This is a genomic window from Aeromonas sp. LsrichE-8G, assembly GCF_022869435.1.
In the GTDB taxonomy this organism is placed as follows: Bacteria; Pseudomonadota; Gammaproteobacteria; order Enterobacterales; family Aeromonadaceae; genus Aeromonas; species Aeromonas caviae.
Window position 1 is genome coordinate 40,466 of record NZ_JALIHH010000036.1, and the last position, 18,536, is coordinate 59,001.

Here is an 18,536-nt window from a genome sequence, read left to right on the forward strand (position 1 = left end):
TCTCAATAGATGTAGTGCAGCAGGCTGAGCAGACGGATCTGGCCGCGGGCCAGCAGCCCGGTCAGGGCGTTGTCCGGCAGCAGCTGCACCGTGGCGCGGGCCCCGGCCGGCAGGTGGGCGGGCAGTTGCTCCAGGGTCAGGTGCAGGCGCAGGCGCTGGGCATCCCGTACCCAGCGATCGGACTCGACAGGGTTCGCAAGCTGGCCGTTGGCGTCAAACTGGCCGGCGCTGACCCCGGCATCCAGGCTGGCGACGCGGGCAGGATAGAGGCGACCGGGCTCGCCGTCGAAGGCGACGAGGGCCTGACTGCCGGCGCTGACGTGGCGCAGGCTCTTCTCGCGAAAATCGGCGATCACGTCCACCTGCTCGGAGACCAGGGCCAGCAGAGGGGAACCCGCATTGGCCACGCTGCCAGGCTTGAGCTGCAAGTTGGTGATGATGCCGTCCTGGCTCGCATGAACCCGGCTGTAGGCGAGGTTGAGCTCGGCCTGGGCGAGGCGGTTGCGGGCCTGGCGCAGCAGCAGGTTGTCTTCCCCTGGCAAGCCGCGGTTGACGCGGGCCTGCTCTACCCGGGCCTGGCTGCCGAGCAGGTTGGCACGGGCGGTACGGGCGGCGCTGTCGGCGTCATCTTTCTGCTGTTCAGAGACCATGTGACGGCGGTAGAGGGCGTCGATGCGCGCCGCTTCCCGCTGTTTCTGGTCGGCCTGGGTGCGCAGCGAGCTGTACTCCGCCTCGTAGGCGGTCAGGGTCGCGTCCAGCTGGCGGTTCTGCTGCCTGGCCTGATCCAGGGCGAGCCTGGCCTGATCCACGGCGAGCTGGAAGGGTTCCGGGTCGAGGGCGAACAGCAGATCCCCCTGCTTGACGTGCTGGTTGTTGGCGACGGCGACTTCGACCACCTTGCCGCTGACCTGGGGGGCCATCCGGGTGACGACCCGGGTGGCCATGGCCTGGGGGGTCAGGGGCATCTTGATGTCGGCCAGCAGAAAGTAGCCAAACACCAGGACGAAGCAGATGATGGCCCACTTTATCCAGCGCTTGAATTGTTGATCCGGTGTCATCTTATTCTCTCTCTTCGTGCTGTGCGGCTATCTTGCCGAGGGCGTTGGCGGAGATGCGGTGCACAATGTCTTCAAACTGGGCCAGCTCCTGCTGGCTGATGCCGGTGAGCAGCTCCCGGCGCACGGCGATGATGCGGCCCTCGATCTGATCGAGCAGCGCCTTGCCCGCCGGGGTCAGGGTGACGATGCGGGCCCGCTTGTCCTGGCTGCAGCAATGGCGCTCGATCAGCCCCTGCTCCTCGAGCTGACCCAGGGTCCGCATCAGGGAGGGGAGCTCTATCTCCAGGGCCTCGGCCAGGGTCTTCTGGCTGAGGTGGCCGCCGAGGCGGCTGAGTTTCCACAGGGCGGTCCAGCGGGGATGGGTGAGCCCTAGAGGTGCCAGCTCGAGATCGGCCACGGTGCGCCAGAGCCGGTGCAATCGCCCCAGCTGCTCGGCGAGGGAGAGTTCTCGCAACATCTCCAGATCCTTTTTCATGACGGGCACCTCAATTACTTAGCTTGCGAAGCATTATATTTATTTCGCAGGCTAAGTAAATAGTGTGATACAGCTCACGTTCAGGTTTTTTGCCCGGGCCGTGGTGTTTAAGTTTTTATATGGCTTTGCGGGCCAGCTAACCGACAACGGCCGGGGGAGGCGCTAGAGTGGCCACCTTTGAGGTGCGCCAGGCTGGCCACTGACCCGGCCGGGGGACACCCTCACCCTGGGCTTTCCTGTCCGCTGCAAGGTTGAACGATGAAACTGCGCCACCAGCTAGTCACCCTCTCGCTTGGCTTGTCACTGCTGCTGATCCTGATCCTGGGCTGTCTGCTCGCCCTCTTCATGCGCCACCTGCTGGAGAACAACCTGAAGGAGAAGGGGAGCGATCTGGCCCGGGTGCTGGCGGCGGACAGCCGGGTGGTCCGGGCCCTGGAGAAGGGGAGCGATCCCGGGCTGCGGGATTATGTGCAGGGGATCTGCAGCCGCACCGACGCCGCCTACATGGTGGTGACCGACGAACATGCCAGGCGCCTGAGCCACCCCTCGCCCGAGCTGGTGGGCCAGACCTTCCGGGGGGAGGACATCTGGCCTGCACTCCAGTCGCGCGAGAGCTACTGCTCCCGGGACGTGGGCACCCTGGGTCCCGCCATCCGCTGCTTCGCTCCCGTAGTGGGGCCCGATGGCCAGGCCATCGGTGCAGTGGCGGTGGGTTATCTGATGCGCACCGTGGAGGGCACCTATCAGGAGCGGATCGCCCTGCTGGTCGGCGCCATCGCAGCGGTGCTGGGGTGCGGCCTGCTGCTGGCGCTCTGGGTGCAGCACCTGCTGCGCCGCACCCTGCTGGATCTGGAGCCGGAGACCATCGCCAATCGCTTCGCCCAGCAGGATCTGGTGCTGGAGGGGATCTCGGAGGGGATAGTGGCCCTGGACAACCAGCACAGGATCACCATGCTCAACAGCGCCGCCTTCTATCAGTTGCGACTGCCCGGCACCGGGCGCCACGCCCTGCTGGGCCGCTCCCTGGCGGAGCTGGCCCCCGGCCTCGTGCCCACGTTGCAGCAAGGGGGGGCGGTCAGGTTCACCGTGCAGGGGGATGACTTCGTCGGCCACTGGCAGGAGCTCAGCGGTCGCGAGCCGGGGCGCATGCTCATCTTCAGCCGGCCAGACGGCACCGGCAGCCTGGGCATGCAGGTGACCCACCTGCGCCAGTACGGCGAGATGCTGCGCATCCAGACCCATGAATTCGCCAACAAGCTCAGCAGCCTCTCCGGTCTGCTCCAGCTCGGCCACGTGGATCAGGCGGTAGACCTCATCCAGCAGGAGAACGAAGCCTGCCAGAACATGTTGCAGGATCTGCTGCGGGTCATCGAGAACAAGCCGGTGGCCGGGCTCATCCTCGGCAAGTTCAGCCGGGCGCGGGAGCTGGGGGTGGAGCTGGTGCTGGATGCGGGGTCGGCCCTCGGGGAGTATCCGGCCGAGGTGTCGGCGGATCTCATCACCTGCATCGGCAACCTGCTGGACAACGGCATTCGCGCCGCCTGGGGGAACCGCGAGCACGCCGCGCCCAGGGTGCTGCTCTCCCTCGATGATCTGGGGCGGCGGCTGGTGATCGAGGTGGAGGACAGTGGCGAGGGGGTGGACGAGGCGCTGGCGGATCACCTGTTCGACTACGGTGTCAGCCGCCAGACCGGGGATCACGGGGTCGGCCTCTTCCTGGTCAAGAAGACGGTGGCCAGGCGGGGGGGCGTGATAGAATGGCGTCGCACCGCCGAGCAGACGACCCTGTTTGGTATCTATTTGAATAAAAACCAATTGGTGTAAGTCATGAAGCCAATTTTCACGCTGATTATCGAGGATGACGAGCGGATAGGCGCCATGTTGGGGGAGCTGGTCTCCTCCACGGCCGGGTTCTCCCTGATGGGGCGGGCCGGCACCCTGGCCGAGGCGGATCGCCTGATGGCGGGGAGCGAGCCCCGCTTGCTGATGGTCGACATCTCCCTGCCCGATGGCTCGGGCCTGGAGTGGGTGAGCCGGCTGCGCAGCTACAACCGGGAGGTGATGGTGATGATGGTGACCGCCTCCTGCGACGTGGAGACCATACAGCAGGCCCTCAACCTGGGCGTGCAGGACTACGTCATCAAGCCGCTGCGGCTGTTTCGCATCCAGCAGAGCCTGGAGGAGATCCTGGTCCTGCATCGCCGCCTGTGCGAGCCGGGGGAGCTGGCCCAGAGCGACCTGGACCGCCTGATGGGCAAGGCGCGCAACCAGGGTCGGGAGGCGCGGGAGACCCCCAAGGGGATCGACGCCATCACCCTGCGACAGGTGCTGGATCTGCTGGCGGGGGAGCCGGACAACACCTTCTCCACCGACACCGTGGCCCTGCGCCTCTCCCTGAGTCGCACCACGGCCCGCCGCTACCTGGAGTTTCTGGAGTCAGAAGATCGGCTGGACGTGGAGCTCAACTACGGCCAGCGTGGCCGCCCGGAGCGGCGCTACCACTGGCGCCGGGAGTCGTGACCCCGCCGCGGGCACAACGCCGAAGAGGCCGCGCACACCATGCTGCGCAGGCCGCGCAGATAAAAGGGAGCCTTTGAGCTCCCTTTTGTTTTGCCCCGATGCGACCCGGCCCTTCTATCTGGGATCGCCCGAGAAGGGGTGCAGGGCGGTGCGGGCGCGCTCGAACAGGGCGATGAGATGATCCGCCACGGCTCTCACCCGCCGGGAGTGGGCGAGATCGCTGTGGAGCACCAGCCAGATGGGCTGATCCACTCCGAGCTCCGGCAGCAGGCAGACCAGATCCGTCTGGCGGGCCAGGTAGTGGGGCAGCACCGCGAGCCCCAGACCGGCCTGGGCGGCGGCGAGCTGGGCCGCCAGGGTGCTGGTCTCCACCCGGCAGGGGCGGCCGCGCAGCATGCGGGTCATCCATCTGGCGGCGGGCAGGTGGCTCTGGGTTTCGTTCCATCCGATGAAGTCATCCTGATCGAAGCTGGCGGCATCCAGCCCGGGGCTGCGGGCATCCAGGTAGGCGCCGGTCCCGTAGAGGCCAAAGCCCAGGGTGCCCAGGCGCCGCAGGGTGAGGTGGCCGGCATCGGGCTTGACCATGCGCACCGCGAGATCGGCATCGCGCCGGTGCAGGTTCACCGTCTGCACCCCGGTGACCAGCTCCACCCTCAGCTCGGGGTGCTGGGCAAAGAGCGTCGGCAGGGAGGGGATGATGAGGGGATTGGCCAGGTTCTCGGCAGTGGCGAGGCGCACGGTGCCGGCCACCTGTCCCTGCAACTGCCCCGCCTCGCCAAAGGCCAGTCCCGCATGTTCCAGCGCCTCGGCTCGCTCAAGCAGGGCCTCCCCGTCGTCGGTCAGGCGATAGCCCTGCTGGTGGCGGCTGAACAGGGGGAGGCCGAGGGCCGCCTCCAGCCTGTCCAGGCGCCGGGAGACGGTGGCCACCCCCATGCGAAGGGCGTGGGCGGCACCGCTCAGGGTGCCGCTGCGGGCGATGGCCAGGAAGACGCGGGCGTCGTCCCAGAGCAGGGGATCGTGCATAGTGTTTCCATAATCGGAAAATGGGTTGCCAGTTATCTCTATATCTCATTAATTTTCGGAAGACCATACTCCCCTGCAACTTGTCAGGGAGAAAATGCGATGCAACGACGAACACTGGGAGCCAACCTGCAGGTCTCTGCCCTGGTGCTGGGCTGCATGGGGATGAGCGAATTCTACGGGCCGCGGGACGATGAGATGTCCTTGCGAGTGCTGGCGGAGGCGGTGGAGCGGGGCATCGACCTGCTCGACACCGCCGACATGTACGGCCCCCACCACAACGAGGCGCTGATCGGGCGTTTTCTCGCGACCCGGCGGGGGCAGGTGAAGGTCGCCACCAAGTTTGGCATCGTGCGCCAGCACGGGGAGTACAGGCGTACCCTCGACAACAGCGCCCGCTATGCGCGCCAGAGCTGCGAGGGCTCCCTGCGCCGCCTCGGCATCGAGCAGATCGATCTCTACTATGTGCACCGCCTCGATCCGGCCCATCCCGTCGATGAGACCATGGCCGGGCTGGCGCAGCTGGTACAGGAGGGCAAGATAGCCCGCATCGGTCTGTGCGAGGTGAGCGAGGCCACCCTGAGGCGCGCCCATGCCGTGCACCCGGTGGCGGCGGTGCAGACCGAATACTCCCTCTGGACCCGGGAGGTGGAGGCGGCGGTGCTGCCCGTCTGCCGGGAGCTGGGGATTGGTCTGGTGGCCTACTCCCCCCTGGGGCGCGGGTTTCTGACCGGGCGTTACCAGCAGGAGGCGGTGTTCGAGGAAGGGGATTTTCGGGCCAGTCTGCCGCGCTTTCAGGGGGAGAACCTCGCCACCAACCGCACCCTGGTGCAGGCGGTCATGGCCCTGACCCGGCAGAAGGGGTGCACGGCGGCGCAGATAGCCCTGGCCTGGCTGCTGGCGCAATGGGAGGGGATAGTGCCCATCCCCGGCACCCGGCGCCTGACCCACCTTGAGGATAACCTCGGCGCCCTCTCGGTGCGCCTCTCCCCAGCGGAGCTCGGGGCCCTGGGCCAGGCCATCCGGACCCTGCCGGTGGCGGGGGAGCGCTATACTGCCGAGGGGATGAAGGGGGTGAACGCATGAGCGGCTCGCACACGGATCGCCATGAACGGGCGTTCGCGCTGCTGGCCCGGCTCGATCCCCAGGCACCCACGCGAGTCGCCGCCAGCCTGGATGCCCTGCCACCGGAACTTGCCGAGCTGGTGCTGGGGTTTGCCTTTGCCGATGTGCTCGCCCGTCCCGGCATCGATCTCTGCACCCGCGAGATACTCACGGTGGCGACCCTGATGGGAATGGGCACGGCGCCCGGACAGCTCGAGTTCCATATCCGGGCCGCCCTCAATGTGGGGGTCAGCCGGGAGACCATCATCGAGATCCTGCTCCAGGTCGCCGTCTATGCCGGAGTGCCCGCCTGCATGAATGGCATCCGTGCGGCCCGCAGCGCCTTCGCCGCCCATGACAAGGGGCGGGGGGGCAGGGATTAAGGTGGAGACGTCACCCTGGCGAAAAGGTCAGGTGTGCCCTGACGAGGGCAGCAAGAAGGGAGCCGAGGCTCCCTTCTTTCATGGTGCTGGCCGGCTCAAGCCCCTTCTGGCAGAGGACGGCGTACCCTCGGCTTGAGCTGGGAGAGCATGACCCCGGTCAGGATGAGGCCGCCCCCCAGCAGGTGATAGCCGTGAATGGGCTCCCCCAGGGTGATGACGGCGATGAGGGCCGTGCACAGGGGCATCAGGTTCATGAAGACCGAGGTGCGCTCCGCCCCCAGGGTGGCGAGGCCGCGCATCCAGCAGTAGGCGGCGAAGATGGAGGAGGCGAGGCTGGCGAACAGCACCATGCTCCAGCCCTGGGCGGGAATGGCCAGGGAGTCGGCAGAGAGGGCCACCGGGATGAGCAGCAGCACCGCCAGCAGGATCTGCAGGTAGAGGTTGAGCCAGGGGCCGAACGGCAGTTGCCAGCGGCGGATCAGCAGGCCATAGAGGGCATAGCTGGCCGCCCCCAGCAGCATCATGCCGTCGCCGGGGTTGATGCCGCTGTGCAGCAGTGCCAGGGGGTTGCCCTGACCCAGCAGCCAGAGCACCCCGAACAGGGAGAGGCTCATGCCGAGCAGCGCCTGCTTGCCCGGCTTCTGGCCAAAGCAGCAGGCCCCGATGAGCAGGGTGAGCAGGGGCAGCAGGGAGCCGATGACCCCCATGTTGGTGGCCGAGGTGCTGTGGGCGGCGTAGTAGGCGAGGCACTGGTAGAGCACCATGCCGAGCAGGGAGAGCACCAGCAGCTTGCCGAGCCAGGGGCGGATGTCGGCCCGGCGGCGCCAGAGCTGCGGCAGGCAGAAGGGGGAGAGCGCGAGGGCGGCGATCACCCAGCGATAGAAGGAGATGGCAGCGGGATCCAGCACGCCGGCGGCTGCCTTGGAGACCACGGTATTGGCGGCCCAGATCAGGATGGCGAGCAGGGGGAAGAGAAAAGGCATAGGCACTCCTTGGTACGATGGGGAGAGTCTAGCCTTGTCTTGAACGAGGTAAGTAGCGTAAATAAGACATGTCATAACCGCTTTGGGACAATCTGCATGGGCACCCTCACCCTGGCCGAGCAGGATCGCCTGCTGGCCGACCCCAACCCCCTCTACTTTCGCTACAGCCAGATCCAGGGGGGCAACGCCTGCGCCGAGCACGCCCACCCCTGGGGTCAGCTCAGCCTCATCAGCCTGGGGGTCATGGTGGTGGAGGTGGGGGGAGAGCGGCTGGTGGCGCCTCCGGACTACCTCATCTGGGTGCCGGCGGACCTGCCCCACACCGCCTTCAACGAGCAGACCCTGGATTACACCTCCATCTACGTGAGCCACGCCCTGGCCCCGCGTCTGCCACGGGAACCCCAGCTGCTGGCCCTCACCCCCTTGCTGCGGGCCCTGCTGGAGGACTTCACCCAGCGCCGGGTCGGGCACATGGAGGATGAGTGGGATGCCCGTCAGGGTGAACTCTTCATCGAGAAGCTGGCCCGCACCCGATGCCAGCCGAGCTACCTGCCCCAGAGCCGGGATCGCCTGCTGGCCCCCTTGCTGGCGGCATTGCAGGCGGCGCCGGAGGACAACCGCACGCTGGTGGAGTGGGCCAGGGCGCTGCACACCACGGAGCGCACCCTGGCGCGGCGCTGCCAGAAGGAGCTTGGCATGAGCCTCGGCCAGTGGCGCACCCGGCTCCGGCTGGTGAAGGCGCTGGACTGGCTGCGGGGCGAGATGCCGGTGCAGGAGATCGCCTGGCGCCTCGGTTACGCCTCCACCTCGGCTTTCATCGCCATGTTCCAGCGGGAACAGGGCTGCGCCCCCCAGCGCTATCGCCAGCAACTGGGCCAACCCGTGGCCTGAACCGCATGAAAAAGGGCGCCCGCAGGCGCCCTTGTGGATCACGGGATGGGCTTAGAAGAAGCCGAGGGGGTTGATGTCGTGGCTCACCAGCAGGTTCTTGGTGTTCTGGTAGTGGTCCAGCATCATCTTGTGGGTCTCGCGACCGATCCCCGACTTCTTGTAGCCGCCAAAGGCCGCATGGGCCGGGTAGGCGTGGTAGCAGTTGACCCAGACCCGGCCGGCCTGGATGCCACGCCCCATGCGCCAGGCCAGGTTGCTGTCCCGGGTCCACAGGCCGGCCCCCAGCCCGTACTGGGTGTCGTTGGCAATGGCCAGGGCATCCGCCTCGTCCTTGAAGGTGGTGACCCCGAGCGCCGGCCCGAAGATCTCCTCCTGGAACACCCGCATCTTGTTCTGGCCCGAGAAGATGGTGGGCTGGATGTAGAAGCCCCCCTCCAGCCCGCTCACCTTGGCCGGGCCGCCGCCCAGCAGCATCTTGGCCCCTTCGCCGCGGCCGATCTCCATGTAGCTCAGGATCTTGTCGAACTGCTCGCGGGACGCCTGGGCCCCCACCTGGGTCGTGGTGTCGAGGGGGTTGCCCTGCACTATGGTGCGGGCGCGGGCCAGCACCTTGTCCATGAAGTCGTCATAGATGCTGGCCTGCACCAGGGCGCGGGAGGGGCAGGTACACACCTCCCCCTGGTTGAAGAAGGTCATCAGCATCCCTTCCACCGCCTTGTCGATGTAGCTGCTCTCGTGCTGCATCACGTCGGCGAAGTAGATGTTGGGGGACTTGCCACCGAGCTCCACGGTGGAAGGGATCAGCTTGTCGGCGGCGCAGCGCAGGATATGGGCGCCCACCTCGGTGGAGCCGGTAAACGCCAGCTTCTGGATCCGGTTGCTGGTGGCGAGCGCCTGGCCCGCCTCGGCGCCGAAGCCGTTGACCACGTTGACCACGCCAGGGGGCAGGATGTCCTTGATGAGATCCATCATCAGCATGATGGTGACCGGGGTCTGCTCGGCGGGCTTGAGCACGCTGCAGCAGCCGGCCGCCAGTACCGGGGCCAGCTTCCAGGCGGCCATCAGCAGGGGGAAGTTCCACGGGATGATCTGGCCGACCACGCCGATGGGCTCCTTGAAGTGGTAGCTGACGGTGTTCTGGTCCAGCTCGGCGGCGGAGCCCTCCTGGGCGCGGATGCAGCCGGCAAAGTAGCGGAAGTGATCCACCACCAGGGGCAGGTCGGCGGCCAGGGTCTCGCGCACCGCCTTGCCGTTCTCCCAGGTCTCGGCGACGGCAAGCCGCTCAATGTTCTGTTCGATGCGATCGGCGATGCGCAGCAGCAGGTTGCTGCGCTCGGTGACGCTGGTCTTGCTCCAGCTGGCGAACGCCTTGTGGGCCGCGTCCAGGGCGAGCTCGATGTCGGCGGCGTCGGAGCGGGCCACCTCGCAGAACACCCGGCCATCCACCGGCGAGATGTTCTCGAAATAGCGGCCGGCGCGCGGCGCCACCCAGTCGCCACCGATGAAGTTGTCATAACGGGATTTGAAGCTGACCAGGGCACCTGCCTGACCGGGAGCGGTATAAATCATCTCATCATCCTTATGTGTGTGGTCCTGACCGGCCTGGCGGGCAGTCCGGTTGCTTCCTGTCATCGCAAGGGGCGTGCCAGCGGGCAGCGCTCTACACAAAAAGGTTGCAAAAACGTTATAAAACGGGGTGCCAAGGGGTATCTTGGTTAACCAGTGCCCCCCAGAGCGGCCCCCGAACTGTGCCGTTTCTGAACATCGGGTGTGACACTGTGCCGTTTGTGAACAGGAGACGTGATGAAGGCGCTCCCCCAAGGCGGCCCTATTCGCGAGTGTGTAGAAGGAGGTGTGATGAGCGAGTTGCCTCAATCCGGTGCCAGCCCAATCCAGCGCTCCTGGGAGCGCTGCCTGCATCAGGGGCTGAGCCGCCAGCAGAGCGCCGAGCTGGACTTGCTGCCCCAGGGGGAGCTGTCGGCTCGCCAGGAGCAGCACAGGACGCTCATCGCCTGCTTCCAGCGCTTCGTGCTGCCGCTCTTTGGCCAGTTGCTGGCAGGCAGACCCTGTCGTCTGCTGCTGTGTGACGGCGAGGGGGCCATCCTCGCGGTGAGCGGAGACGACCGGTTTGCCCGCCATGCCGAGCGCATTTTTTTGCGCAGCGGCGCCCGCTGGGGGGAGGCGAGCAAGGGCACCAACGCCATCGGCACCGCGCTGGCCGAGCAGAGCGAGGTGCAGGTGCTGGGGGCGCAGCACTTCTTCGCCCAGCACAGCTTTCTCAGTTGCAGCGCCTGCCCCCTGCTCGGGCCGGACGGGCAACTGCTCGGCGTGCTCGACATCTCCACCGATGCGGCCCACCACGGCGGCGACATGCTGGGCACCGTGCGCCTCCTGGCCATGACCCTGGAAAACGCCCTGCTGGCCCGCCAGCCGGGCTGGCTGGTGGATCTCGATCCCCAGAGCCTCTGGTCTGCCCGCCTGCTGCTGGGGGAGGGGGGCGAGCTGCTCGGGGCCAACCGGGCCGGTCGGCTCTGGCTCGGCCAGCACCCCTTCGACGGTCAGCAGTTGCTGCGCGAGCGCCGCGGCCTGCGGCTGGTGCCGGAGGCGGGGGAGCGCGCCGCCAGGCTCCCCCTGCCGAGCGCGGTTGAGGAGGGGGGATCGCAGGCGCAGCAGGTGCCGCTCAAGATGCTGGAGCGGGGCATCTCATTGCTCATCGAGGGGGAGACCGGCAGCGGCAAGGAGCACCTGGTGCGCACCCTGCACGCCAGTTCGAGCCGTCGGGAGCGGCCTCTGGTGTGCGTCAACTGCGGCGCCCTGCCGGCGGAGCTGGTGGAGGCCGAGCTGTTCGGCTACGTGGGGGGGGCCTTCAGCGGTGCCCGCAGCCAGGGCAGCCAGGGCTATCTGCGCGCCGCCCACGGCGGCATCCTGATGCTGGATGAAATTGGCGAGCTGCCGCTCCAGGCCCAGACCCGGCTGCTGCGGGTGTTGCAGGAGCGCGTCGTCACCCCGGTAGGCAGCCACAGACCCGAGGCGGTGGATTTCTGGCTGGTCAGCGCCAGCCATCGGGATCTGGCGGCCATGGTGGCGGCCGGCACCTTTCGCGAAGATCTCTACTACCGCATCTGCGGCTGGCGCCAGCAACTGGCACCCCTGCGGGCCTGGTCGGTGCCCGAGCGTCAGGGGTTGATCCTGAACCTGCTCGCCCAGATGGACCCGGCGCTACAACTGAGCCGGGAGGCGGAGCAGCGGCTGCTGGCTCACCCTCTGCCCGGCAACGTGCGCCAGCTCAAACAGGCGCTGGAGGTGGCCTGTGTACTGGCAGAGGGGCAGGGCTGGATTGAACCTGCCCATCTGCATCTGCCCGCCGTGGAAGGGGGAGCGAGCTCACCTTTGGGAGGGAGTACCCTGCGCGAGCAGAGTCGGCAGCGGGTGCAACAGACCCTGGCAGAGTGCGGCGGCAACGTGAGCGAGGCGGCGCGCCGTCTTGGCATCAGTCGCACCACCCTCTATCGGGCGCTGCGGGAGGAGGGGTGAAGGGTGTCGCGCCGTCCAGCGCTTGTGTAGACTGCGAAGGCAAGGACGTTTTTTCGTTATGTTTCCATCGCAGGGAGTGCGCAATGACCCATCTCACCACCGACGAGGCCCCCCGCCTCTCTCCCGGCTGCTGGCCGATGCCGCTTGCGCCCCATGGGGCCCGTGCCGGTTAGTCGGCACCCGTCTGCGCCCGGTGCGGCGCGTGTAATAACCTTGGATCTGGATCAGCGCGGTTCGGCGCTTCAAGGTGTAGGGTAAAAGCCCTTTTTCAGGTGTGATGCCGATGATCCCTTCCTATTCCCGCATGACGACGCTGTTGTTCTGGTGCCTGCTGGCGGCGAGCCTGCTGGCCATGGTGTTATTCGAATTCGGACCCGAGCGGCGGCTCGACATCCTGAGCCAGGCCGGTTTGTCCGTGCGTGCCCAGGATGACAGGGCCCACAAGGGCTCCTCCGTCGCCACCCTGAGTCAGGGGGGCGACAGACCCGCCATCCAGTGCACCCTGCGAAGCCAATATGCCTATCCTTTCTGCGAGCTGGTTCTGACCCTGACCGATCCCGAGCAGGGGCTGGATCTCTCCGGCTTCACCGGGGTGCGGGTGAGGCTGGATGTAGAAGGGCAGGGGGTACAGGCCTGGCGCCTTTATCTGCGCAACTACGATCCCGTCTACTCGACGCGGGAAGACGAGAGTTCCCACAAGTTCAACGAAGTGCTCTTCACCGCCAGGGATTTTGGTCGTGAGCAGGATGTCCCCCTGAATGTCTTTGCCCCCAGCTCCTGGTGGGTGCAGCAGTACGACATTCCGCTGGTCCAGCAGGGGCCGGATCTGCACCATGTTTACGCCATCGAGATCGCCTCCGATGACAAGATGTTGCCGGGGGAGCACCGGTTGCGGCTCGAGCGGCTGGAGTTCTATGGCCGCTGGTGCAAGCCGGGGGACTTCTATCGCTATCTGCTGCTGGGGTGGCTTGTATACGGCGTGCTGCTCTTCCTGGTCCAGAACCTGATGTTCGGGGATCGGCTGCGCAAGGCCAGGGAGGCGCGCCTCGCGGCTGAAGCCCTGAGTGCGAGCCTGTGCGAGCAGAACCGGCGCACCGAGGAGGAGGCCCGTTACGATCCCCTGACCGGGGCCCTCAATCGGCTCGGCGGCGAAAAGCTGCTCGGGGAGCTCGGCGAGATGCCGCTCTCCTTCATCTACATCGACATCGATCACTTCAAGGGGGTCAACGACGGTCACGGCCACCCGGTGGGGGACGAGGTGCTCAAGCACATGGTGAGCGAGCTGCTGCGCCATTGCGACAGCCTGTGCCGACTGGTGCGCTGGGGCGGGGAGGAGTTCGTGCTGGTCTGCCTCCATTACGACGAGGGACGGGCCGCCGCCCTGGCGGAGCGGCTGAGAGGGGCGCTGGAGGGGTACAGGCACTGGCCGCTGGGGCTCGGTATCACCGCCTCCTTCGGGGTGGCCGAGCGGCGCAAGGATAGCCTGGAGCAGGCGCTCAAGCGGGCCGACGAGGCGCTCTATCAGGCCAAGCAGAATGGTCGCAACCGGGTGGAGGTGGCGCCCGACTGATCCGGCGCTGGAGCCCATGGCCGGGCGGGGCTATCATGCGCCCCATCATTTATCCGAGGAGAGATGCCATGGCACAACACATTGGCGCCCTGACGCTGCTGGTGGCGGATTACGACGAGGCCATCGCCTTCTTCACCCGGGGAATGGGCTTCGAGCTACTGGAAGACACCCCCTCGACGAGCCGGGCAAACCGGGCAAACGCTGGGTGCGGGTCGCTCCCAAGGGGGCTCCCGGCTCCGCCCTGCTGCTGGCTCGCGCGGCCAACGAGGAGCAGCGCGCCGCCATCTGTCGCCAGGGGGGCGGTCGGGTCTTCCTGTTCCTTGAGACCGACGACTTCTGGGGCGATTACGAGCGGATGCTGGCCTATGGTGTTCATTTTTGTGAACAGCCGCGCCTCGAACCCTACGGCACCGTGGTGGTGTTCGAGGACATCAGTGGCAATCGCTGGGACCTGCTGCAACTCGCTGCTGCCAACTGAATCTGAAAACGTTTATCATCCCGCCCGTCATAAAGTCATAAAAGTGTCACAGAAAGTTCTAATAATTGGCGCACCCATCTTCACAGAGGAGAGAGAAGGGATATGGCTAAGCGAATTCTGGTGGTCGAGGACGAGGCACCGATCCGCGAAATGCTCTGCTTCGTGCTTGAGCAGAAGGGATATGAAACAGTAGAAGCAGAAGATTACGCCGATGGACTGGCAAAGGTGCGCGAACCCTACCCCGAACTCATCGTGCTGGACTGGATGATGCCAGGTGGCAGCGGTATCCAGTTCCTCAAGCAGCTCAAGCAGGATGAGATGACTCGCCAGATCCCGGTGGTGATGCTGACCGCCCGGGGCGAGGAAGAGGACAAGGTGCGCGGGCTCGAGGCCGGTGCCGACGACTACATCACCAAGCCCTTCTCCCCCAAGGAGCTCACCGCCCGCCTGCACGCCGTGATGCGCCGCGTCTCTCCCACCTCGGTGGACGAGGTGATCGAGGTGCAGGGGCTCAAACTGGATCCCGTTTCCCACCGGGTCAGTGCCGAGGAGAAGGCCCTCGACATGGGGCCGACCGAATTCAAGCTGCTGCACTTCTTCATGACCCACCCCGAGCGGGTCTACAGCCGCGAGCAGTTGCTCAACAACGTCTGGGGTACCAACGTGTATGTCGAGGACAGGACGGTGGACGTGCACATTCGCCGCCTGCGCAAGGCCATCGAAGAGACGGGGCACGACAGATTGATCCAGACGGTGCGCGGGGCCGGCTACCGCTTCTCGACCCGTCTCTAGGTCAGGGCCAGTGCCGCCAGCGCCTGCCGGCGGGCATTGGACCCGGCTCTTTGCTGCCTCTAGGAGATCTTAATGTTGCAACCTTACGCCTGGCGGCGACAGTTGTGGCGAATGGCGTTCTTCTACAGCCCCTTCGTCTTGGTAGGTTGGTTAATCGATCATCTCGTTCTCTGCCTGCTGGTGGCCACTGTGGTGCACCTGGTCTGGCACTACCGCTTCCAGAAGCGGCTGTCGGACTGGCTGTGGCACGATCGCAGCCTGGTGCCGCCCCACGGCAGCGGCAGCTGGGAGCACATCTTCAACGGCATCTACAAGTTGCAGCAGCGTCACCGGGCCCGGCGCCGGGAGCTGGCGGGCCTCATCCGCCGCTTTCGGGAAGGGGCGGAGGCGCTGCCCGATGCGGCCGTGGTGTTTCGCACCGACGGCAGCATCCTCTGGTGCAACCGGCTGGCGGAGCAACTGCTCGGCTTTCGCTGGCCCGAGGATGCCGGCCAGCACATCGGCAACCTGATCCGTCACCCCGCCTTCGTCGCCTATCTGGGCAAGGGGCAGTATGACGAGCCATTCGAGATGCACTCCCCCATCAACGAGGAGAAGTTCCTCGAATTTCGCATCATGCCCTATGCGGAGGATCAGGCCATGCTGGTGGTGCGGGATGTGACCCGGCTGCGCAGCCTGGAGAAGACGCGCAAGCACTTCGTCTCCAACGTCTCTCACGAGTTGCGTACCCCCCTCACCGTGCTCAAGGGGTATCTGGAGATGACCGAGGAGCCGCCGCCCCCCGCCATGTGGGCCAAGGCGCACAAGGTGATGATGGAGCAGACGATCCGCATGGACAATCTGGTCAACCAGCTGCTCACCCTGTCGCGCATCGAGGCGGCGCCCACCGTGGATCTCTCCCATCTGGTGGACATGCCCGCCATGCTGGGGCTGCTGGAGCAGGAGGCGCGGGCGCTCTCCGGCGAGCGGGCCCACGAAATCGTCTTCATGGTCCAGCCCAATCTGCTGGTGCGCGGGGATCAGGATCAGCTGCGCAGCGCCGTCTCCAACCTGGTCTACAACGCCATCCACTACACCCCGGCGGGGCGCAAGATCACCGTGGAGTGGCGCAAGCAGGGGAGCATGGCGCTGTTTGCGGTGCAGGATGAGGGGGAGGGGATCCCCCCCGAGCATCTGGCACGGCTCACCGAGCGGTTCTATCGGGTCGACAAGGCCCGCTCGCGCCACACCGGAGGGTCCGGGCTCGGCCTTGCCATCGTCAAGCATGCCCTGAGTCATCACGATGCCCATCTCGATATCGAGAGCCGGGTCGGTGCGGGCAGCCGCTTCAGCTTTCTCATTCCCGCCCGCATGGTGCTGGTGAAATAATATTTTGTGTCAATGTGTTAGCAACGATAGAAGGGCTGCATCGCAGCCCTTTTTTCATCCGGGCCACTCTCGGCCCATGTCATCAAAGTGTCATATAAATTCCATAAATTTGTCACTGCCAGGCCAGATACTGGCGCCGTCTTAAAGAACGGACCTTCTGTAACACTGGAGAAGGAGTGGTGCTGGCCCACGGATCATTGCGATCGGGTGTCAACCACGTATAGACGTCAACCTGACGATTGCCTTCTGCAACCTTGGACTTGGAGAGATTGGATGAAACTCAACAAACTGGCTGGTGTCATCGGATTCACCGCAGCAACCCTGTTTTCTGTCAGCGCTCTGGCTGCCGGTGTGGATAAAGACCTGCCGGAATACACACAGACCAGCGGCATCTCGGGCAACCTGTCCTCTGTCGGCTCGGACACTCTGGCCAACATGATGACCCTGTGGGCCGAAGAATTTAAGCGCATGTATCCCAACGTCAACGTGCAGATCCAGGCCGCCGGTTCTTCCACCGCACCGACTGCCCTGACCGAGGGCGTCGCCCAGTTTGGCCCCATGAGCCGCGCCATGAAGGCCGGTGAAGAGGAGGCATTCGAGAAGCGCTACGGCTACAAGCCGACCGCCATCCGCGTCGCCGTCGATGCCCTGGCCGTGTTCGTCAACAAGGACAACCCCATCAAGGGGCTGACCATGTCGCAGATCGACGCCATCTTCTCCAGCACCCTCAAGTGCGGCGAAGCCAAGGCGGCCACCAAGTGGTCTGATCTGGGTCTGGACGGCAGCTGGTCCGGCAAGGATCTGCAACTGTTCGGTCGCAACTCCGTGTCCGGTACCTACGGTTACTTCAAGGAACACGCCCTGTGCAACGGTGACTTCAAGAGCGGCGTGAACGAGCAGCCGGGCTCCGCCTCCGTGGTACAGTCCGTCTCCTCCTCCCTGAACGGCATCGGCTACTCCGGTATCGGCTACGTCACCTCCGGCGTGCGCGCCGTTCCGCTCTCCAAGGATGGCAAGACCTTCATCGAGGCGAGCTCCGACAACGCCATCACCGGCAAGTACCCGCTGTCGCGCTTCCTGTACGTCTACGTGAACAAGCATCCGAACAAGCCGCTCTCCCCGATGGAGCAGGAGTTTGTGAAGATGATGCTCTCCAAGGCGGGCCAGACCATCGTTGCCAAGGACGGCTATGTGCCGGTCCCGGCCAAGGTGGTTCAGGCCGACCTGAAGAAGCTGGGCATCATGTAACAGAACATGCCCTTGCAGAAAAACGAGCCCCATGCGGGCTCGTTTTCATTGGTGCGCCCCAGGATCTTTTTGGTCGCAGGGCGCAGCGCCCGGCTTGCGCCGGGCGGCGGCATTTCCGAGAATAGGGCAACTTCACGGCAAAGGACCCTCTCATGCGCGCATCTTCCCTCTCCAGACTGGCCCTGACGGCCTTGTGCAGCGCCCTGCTGGCCGGCTGCGCCCAGTCGCCGACTGGTCGCAACCAGATGCTGCTTTTCTCCCCCCAGCAGATGAACCAGCTGGGCGCCGACTCCTTCACCCAGATGAAGCAGCAGGAGAAGGTGAGCACGGATGCCAGGATGAATGCCTATGTGGGCTGCGTGGCCAAGGCGGTGACCGCCCAGGTGCCTGCCAGCTATGGCATCACCAGCTGGGAGGTAGTGGTGTTCGACTCCAAGGAGATCAACGCCTTCGCCCTGCCCGGCGGCAAGATAGGCGTTTACAGCGGCCTGCTGAAAGTCGCCAAGAATCAGGACCAGCTCGCCACCGTCATCGGTCACGAGCTGACCCACGTGCTGGCCCAGCACTCCAACGAGCGCCTCTCCCGGGATCAGCTGACCGGTATCGGGCTGGCGGTGGCGGACGCCGCCATCGGCAGCAGCGACAGCCTCGGGGGCGCTGCCACCATGGCCGCCCTGGGCCTCGGGGTCCAGGTGGGGATAGCCCTGCCTTTTGGCAGAACCCAGGAGAGCGAGGCGGACCGGCTCGGCCTCGAGCTGATGGCCCGCGCCGGGTTCAACCCGGCCGAAGCCGTCACCCTGTGGCAGAACATGAGCGCCGCCTCCGGTGGCAAGGCACCGCCCCAGCTGCTCTCCACCCACCCCAGCGACCAGAGCCGGATCGCCAACCTGCAGGCCCAGCAGGCCGAAGTGCAGCCCCTGTACCAGCAGGCGAAAGCATCAGGGCTGGTTCCCCAGTGCAAGGCGTCAGGGCCGACGCATGATCATTCTCTGCACAAGTTGATCAAGTCTCGATCAGTTGAACGGCTCCAAGTACGATTTTAATTGTACCTTGCGTTGCCAAGCTGTAAATAGTCGAGATCTTAACCAACTGTTTATTATTATGGCCCAGAA

General features: G+C 65.6%; 15 protein-coding genes and 2 pseudogenes. 12 read left to right on the forward strand and 5 right to left on the reverse strand.

The window, feature by feature from the left end:
- Nucleotides 1-2: 2 nt before the first annotated feature.
- Nucleotides 3-1,058, reverse strand: coding sequence for an HlyD family secretion protein (locus tag MUW49_RS08020; RefSeq protein WP_201872218.1), 1,056 nt, complete (start codon nucleotides 1,056-1,058; stop codon nucleotides 3-5).
- Nucleotide 1,059: 1 nt separating this feature from the next.
- Nucleotides 1,060-1,533, reverse strand: a complete 474-nt coding sequence (gene slyA, locus MUW49_RS08025; protein WP_010673459.1) for a transcriptional regulator SlyA — start codon at nucleotides 1,531-1,533, stop codon at nucleotides 1,060-1,062.
- Nucleotides 1,534-1,791: 258 nt separating this feature from the next.
- Here slyA and MUW49_RS08030 point away from each other — a divergent pair, with 258 nt between their 5' ends.
- Nucleotides 1,792-3,357: a sensor histidine kinase gene (locus tag MUW49_RS08030; protein WP_010673460.1), complete on the forward strand. Its 1,566-nt coding sequence runs from the start codon at nucleotides 1,792-1,794 to the stop codon at nucleotides 3,355-3,357.
- A 3-nt stretch (nucleotides 3,358-3,360) separates the two neighbouring features.
- Nucleotides 3,361-4,053 carry a response regulator gene (locus tag MUW49_RS08035; protein WP_010673461.1) on the forward strand — a complete coding sequence of 231 codons (693 nt, stop codon included), beginning with the start codon at nucleotides 3,361-3,363 and terminating at the stop codon, nucleotides 4,051-4,053.
- Between the two features lie 114 nt (nucleotides 4,054-4,167).
- Here the strand turns inward: MUW49_RS08035 and MUW49_RS08040 are convergent, their stop codons facing one another.
- On the reverse strand, nucleotides 4,168-5,076 hold the full coding sequence (locus MUW49_RS08040; RefSeq protein WP_069785606.1) for a LysR family transcriptional regulator: 909 nt from the start codon (nucleotides 5,074-5,076) through the stop codon (nucleotides 4,168-4,170).
- Nucleotides 5,077-5,175: 99 nt separating this feature from the next.
- On the opposite strand from MUW49_RS08040, the gene MUW49_RS08045 reads away from it, so the two are divergent.
- Nucleotides 5,176-6,159 (forward strand): aldo/keto reductase, encoded by a 984-nt coding sequence (locus MUW49_RS08045; protein WP_161470780.1) that lies wholly within the window; start codon nucleotides 5,176-5,178, stop codon nucleotides 6,157-6,159.
- Entirely contained in the window at nucleotides 6,156-6,560 is a 405-nt protein-coding gene (locus MUW49_RS08050) for a carboxymuconolactone decarboxylase family protein (RefSeq protein WP_161470781.1), read from the forward strand. The genes MUW49_RS08045 and MUW49_RS08050 overlap by 4 nt, the downstream gene beginning before the upstream one ends.
- A 95-nt stretch (nucleotides 6,561-6,655) precedes the next feature.
- Here MUW49_RS08050 and MUW49_RS08055 read toward each other — a convergent pair whose 3' ends face one another.
- Nucleotides 6,656-7,543, reverse strand: a complete 888-nt coding sequence (locus tag MUW49_RS08055; protein ID WP_161470782.1) for a DMT family transporter — start codon at nucleotides 7,541-7,543, stop codon at nucleotides 6,656-6,658.
- Between the two features lie 96 nt (nucleotides 7,544-7,639).
- Here MUW49_RS08055 and MUW49_RS08060 point away from each other — a divergent pair, with 96 nt between their 5' ends.
- Nucleotides 7,640-8,434: a helix-turn-helix transcriptional regulator gene (locus tag MUW49_RS08060; RefSeq protein ID WP_010673466.1), complete on the forward strand. Its 795-nt coding sequence runs from the start codon at nucleotides 7,640-7,642 to the stop codon at nucleotides 8,432-8,434.
- Nucleotides 8,435-8,485: 51 nt separating this feature from the next.
- Here the strand turns inward: MUW49_RS08060 and MUW49_RS08065 are convergent, their stop codons facing one another.
- Nucleotides 8,486-10,003, reverse strand: a complete 1,518-nt coding sequence (locus MUW49_RS08065) for an aldehyde dehydrogenase family protein (protein WP_042882672.1) — start codon at nucleotides 10,001-10,003, stop codon at nucleotides 8,486-8,488.
- Nucleotides 10,004-10,291: 288 nt separating this feature from the next.
- Here MUW49_RS08065 and MUW49_RS08070 point away from each other — a divergent pair, with 288 nt between their 5' ends.
- The 7 genes and pseudogenes from MUW49_RS08070 to MUW49_RS08100 form a co-directional block, all read left to right on the forward strand.
- A complete protein-coding gene (locus MUW49_RS08070; RefSeq protein WP_128272612.1) occupies nucleotides 10,292-11,968 on the forward strand; it encodes a sigma-54-dependent Fis family transcriptional regulator in 1,677 nt (558 codons plus the stop codon).
- Nucleotides 11,969-12,251: 283 nt separating this feature from the next.
- Nucleotides 12,252-13,538, forward strand: a complete 1,287-nt coding sequence (locus MUW49_RS08075) for a GGDEF domain-containing protein (protein WP_053288159.1) — start codon at nucleotides 12,252-12,254, stop codon at nucleotides 13,536-13,538.
- Between the two features lie 68 nt (nucleotides 13,539-13,606).
- A pseudogene (locus MUW49_RS08080) lies at nucleotides 13,607-14,016 on the forward strand (VOC family protein).
- Nucleotides 14,017-14,118: 102 nt separating this feature from the next.
- Nucleotides 14,119-14,808, forward strand: coding sequence for a phosphate regulon transcriptional regulator PhoB (gene phoB / locus MUW49_RS08085; RefSeq protein WP_010673471.1), 690 nt, complete (start codon nucleotides 14,119-14,121; stop codon nucleotides 14,806-14,808).
- A gap of 72 nt (nucleotides 14,809-14,880) precedes the next feature.
- A complete protein-coding gene (gene phoR / locus MUW49_RS08090) occupies nucleotides 14,881-16,176 on the forward strand; it encodes a phosphate regulon sensor histidine kinase PhoR (protein WP_010673472.1) in 1,296 nt (431 codons plus the stop codon).
- A 273-nt stretch (nucleotides 16,177-16,449) separates the two neighbouring features.
- Nucleotides 16,450-17,424, forward strand: a complete 975-nt coding sequence (locus MUW49_RS08095; RefSeq protein ID WP_210538120.1) for a phosphate ABC transporter substrate-binding protein PstS family protein — start codon at nucleotides 16,450-16,452, stop codon at nucleotides 17,422-17,424.
- Between the two features lie 152 nt (nucleotides 17,425-17,576).
- Nucleotides 17,577-18,389, forward strand: a pseudogene (locus MUW49_RS08100) (M48 family metallopeptidase); the annotation flags it as partial.
- Between the last annotated feature and the right edge of the window lie 147 nt (nucleotides 18,390-18,536).

Bases quoted from the DNA above. Each gene is read 5' to 3' on its own strand.
- MUW49_RS08020 (WP_201872218.1), bottom strand. From the start codon at position 1,058: ATGACACCGGATCAACAATTCAAGCGCTGGATAAAGTGGGCCATCATC.
- slyA (WP_010673459.1), bottom strand. From the start codon at position 1,533: ATGAAAAAGGATCTGGAGATGTTGCGAGAACTCTCCCTCGCCGAGCAG.
- MUW49_RS08030 (WP_010673460.1), top strand. From the start codon at position 1,792: ATGAAACTGCGCCACCAGCTAGTCACCCTCTCGCTTGGCTTGTCACTG.
- MUW49_RS08035 (WP_010673461.1), top strand. From the start codon at position 3,361: ATGAAGCCAATTTTCACGCTGATTATCGAGGATGACGAGCGGATAGGC.
- MUW49_RS08040 (WP_069785606.1), bottom strand. From the start codon at position 5,076: ATGCACGATCCCCTGCTCTGGGACGACGCCCGCGTCTTCCTGGCCATC.
- MUW49_RS08045 (WP_161470780.1), top strand. From the start codon at position 5,176: ATGCAACGACGAACACTGGGAGCCAACCTGCAGGTCTCTGCCCTGGTG.
- MUW49_RS08050 (WP_161470781.1), top strand. From the start codon at position 6,156: ATGAGCGGCTCGCACACGGATCGCCATGAACGGGCGTTCGCGCTGCTG.
- MUW49_RS08055 (WP_161470782.1), bottom strand. From the start codon at position 7,543: ATGCCTTTTCTCTTCCCCCTGCTCGCCATCCTGATCTGGGCCGCCAAT.
- MUW49_RS08060 (WP_010673466.1), top strand. From the start codon at position 7,640: ATGGGCACCCTCACCCTGGCCGAGCAGGATCGCCTGCTGGCCGACCCC.
- MUW49_RS08065 (WP_042882672.1), bottom strand. From the start codon at position 10,003: ATGATTTATACCGCTCCCGGTCAGGCAGGTGCCCTGGTCAGCTTCAAA.
- MUW49_RS08070 (WP_128272612.1), top strand. From the start codon at position 10,292: ATGAGCGAGTTGCCTCAATCCGGTGCCAGCCCAATCCAGCGCTCCTGG.
- MUW49_RS08075 (WP_053288159.1), top strand. From the start codon at position 12,252: ATGATCCCTTCCTATTCCCGCATGACGACGCTGTTGTTCTGGTGCCTG.
- phoB (WP_010673471.1), top strand. From the start codon at position 14,119: ATGGCTAAGCGAATTCTGGTGGTCGAGGACGAGGCACCGATCCGCGAA.
- phoR (WP_010673472.1), top strand. From the start codon at position 14,881: ATGTTGCAACCTTACGCCTGGCGGCGACAGTTGTGGCGAATGGCGTTC.
- MUW49_RS08095 (WP_210538120.1), top strand. From the start codon at position 16,450: ATGAAACTCAACAAACTGGCTGGTGTCATCGGATTCACCGCAGCAACC.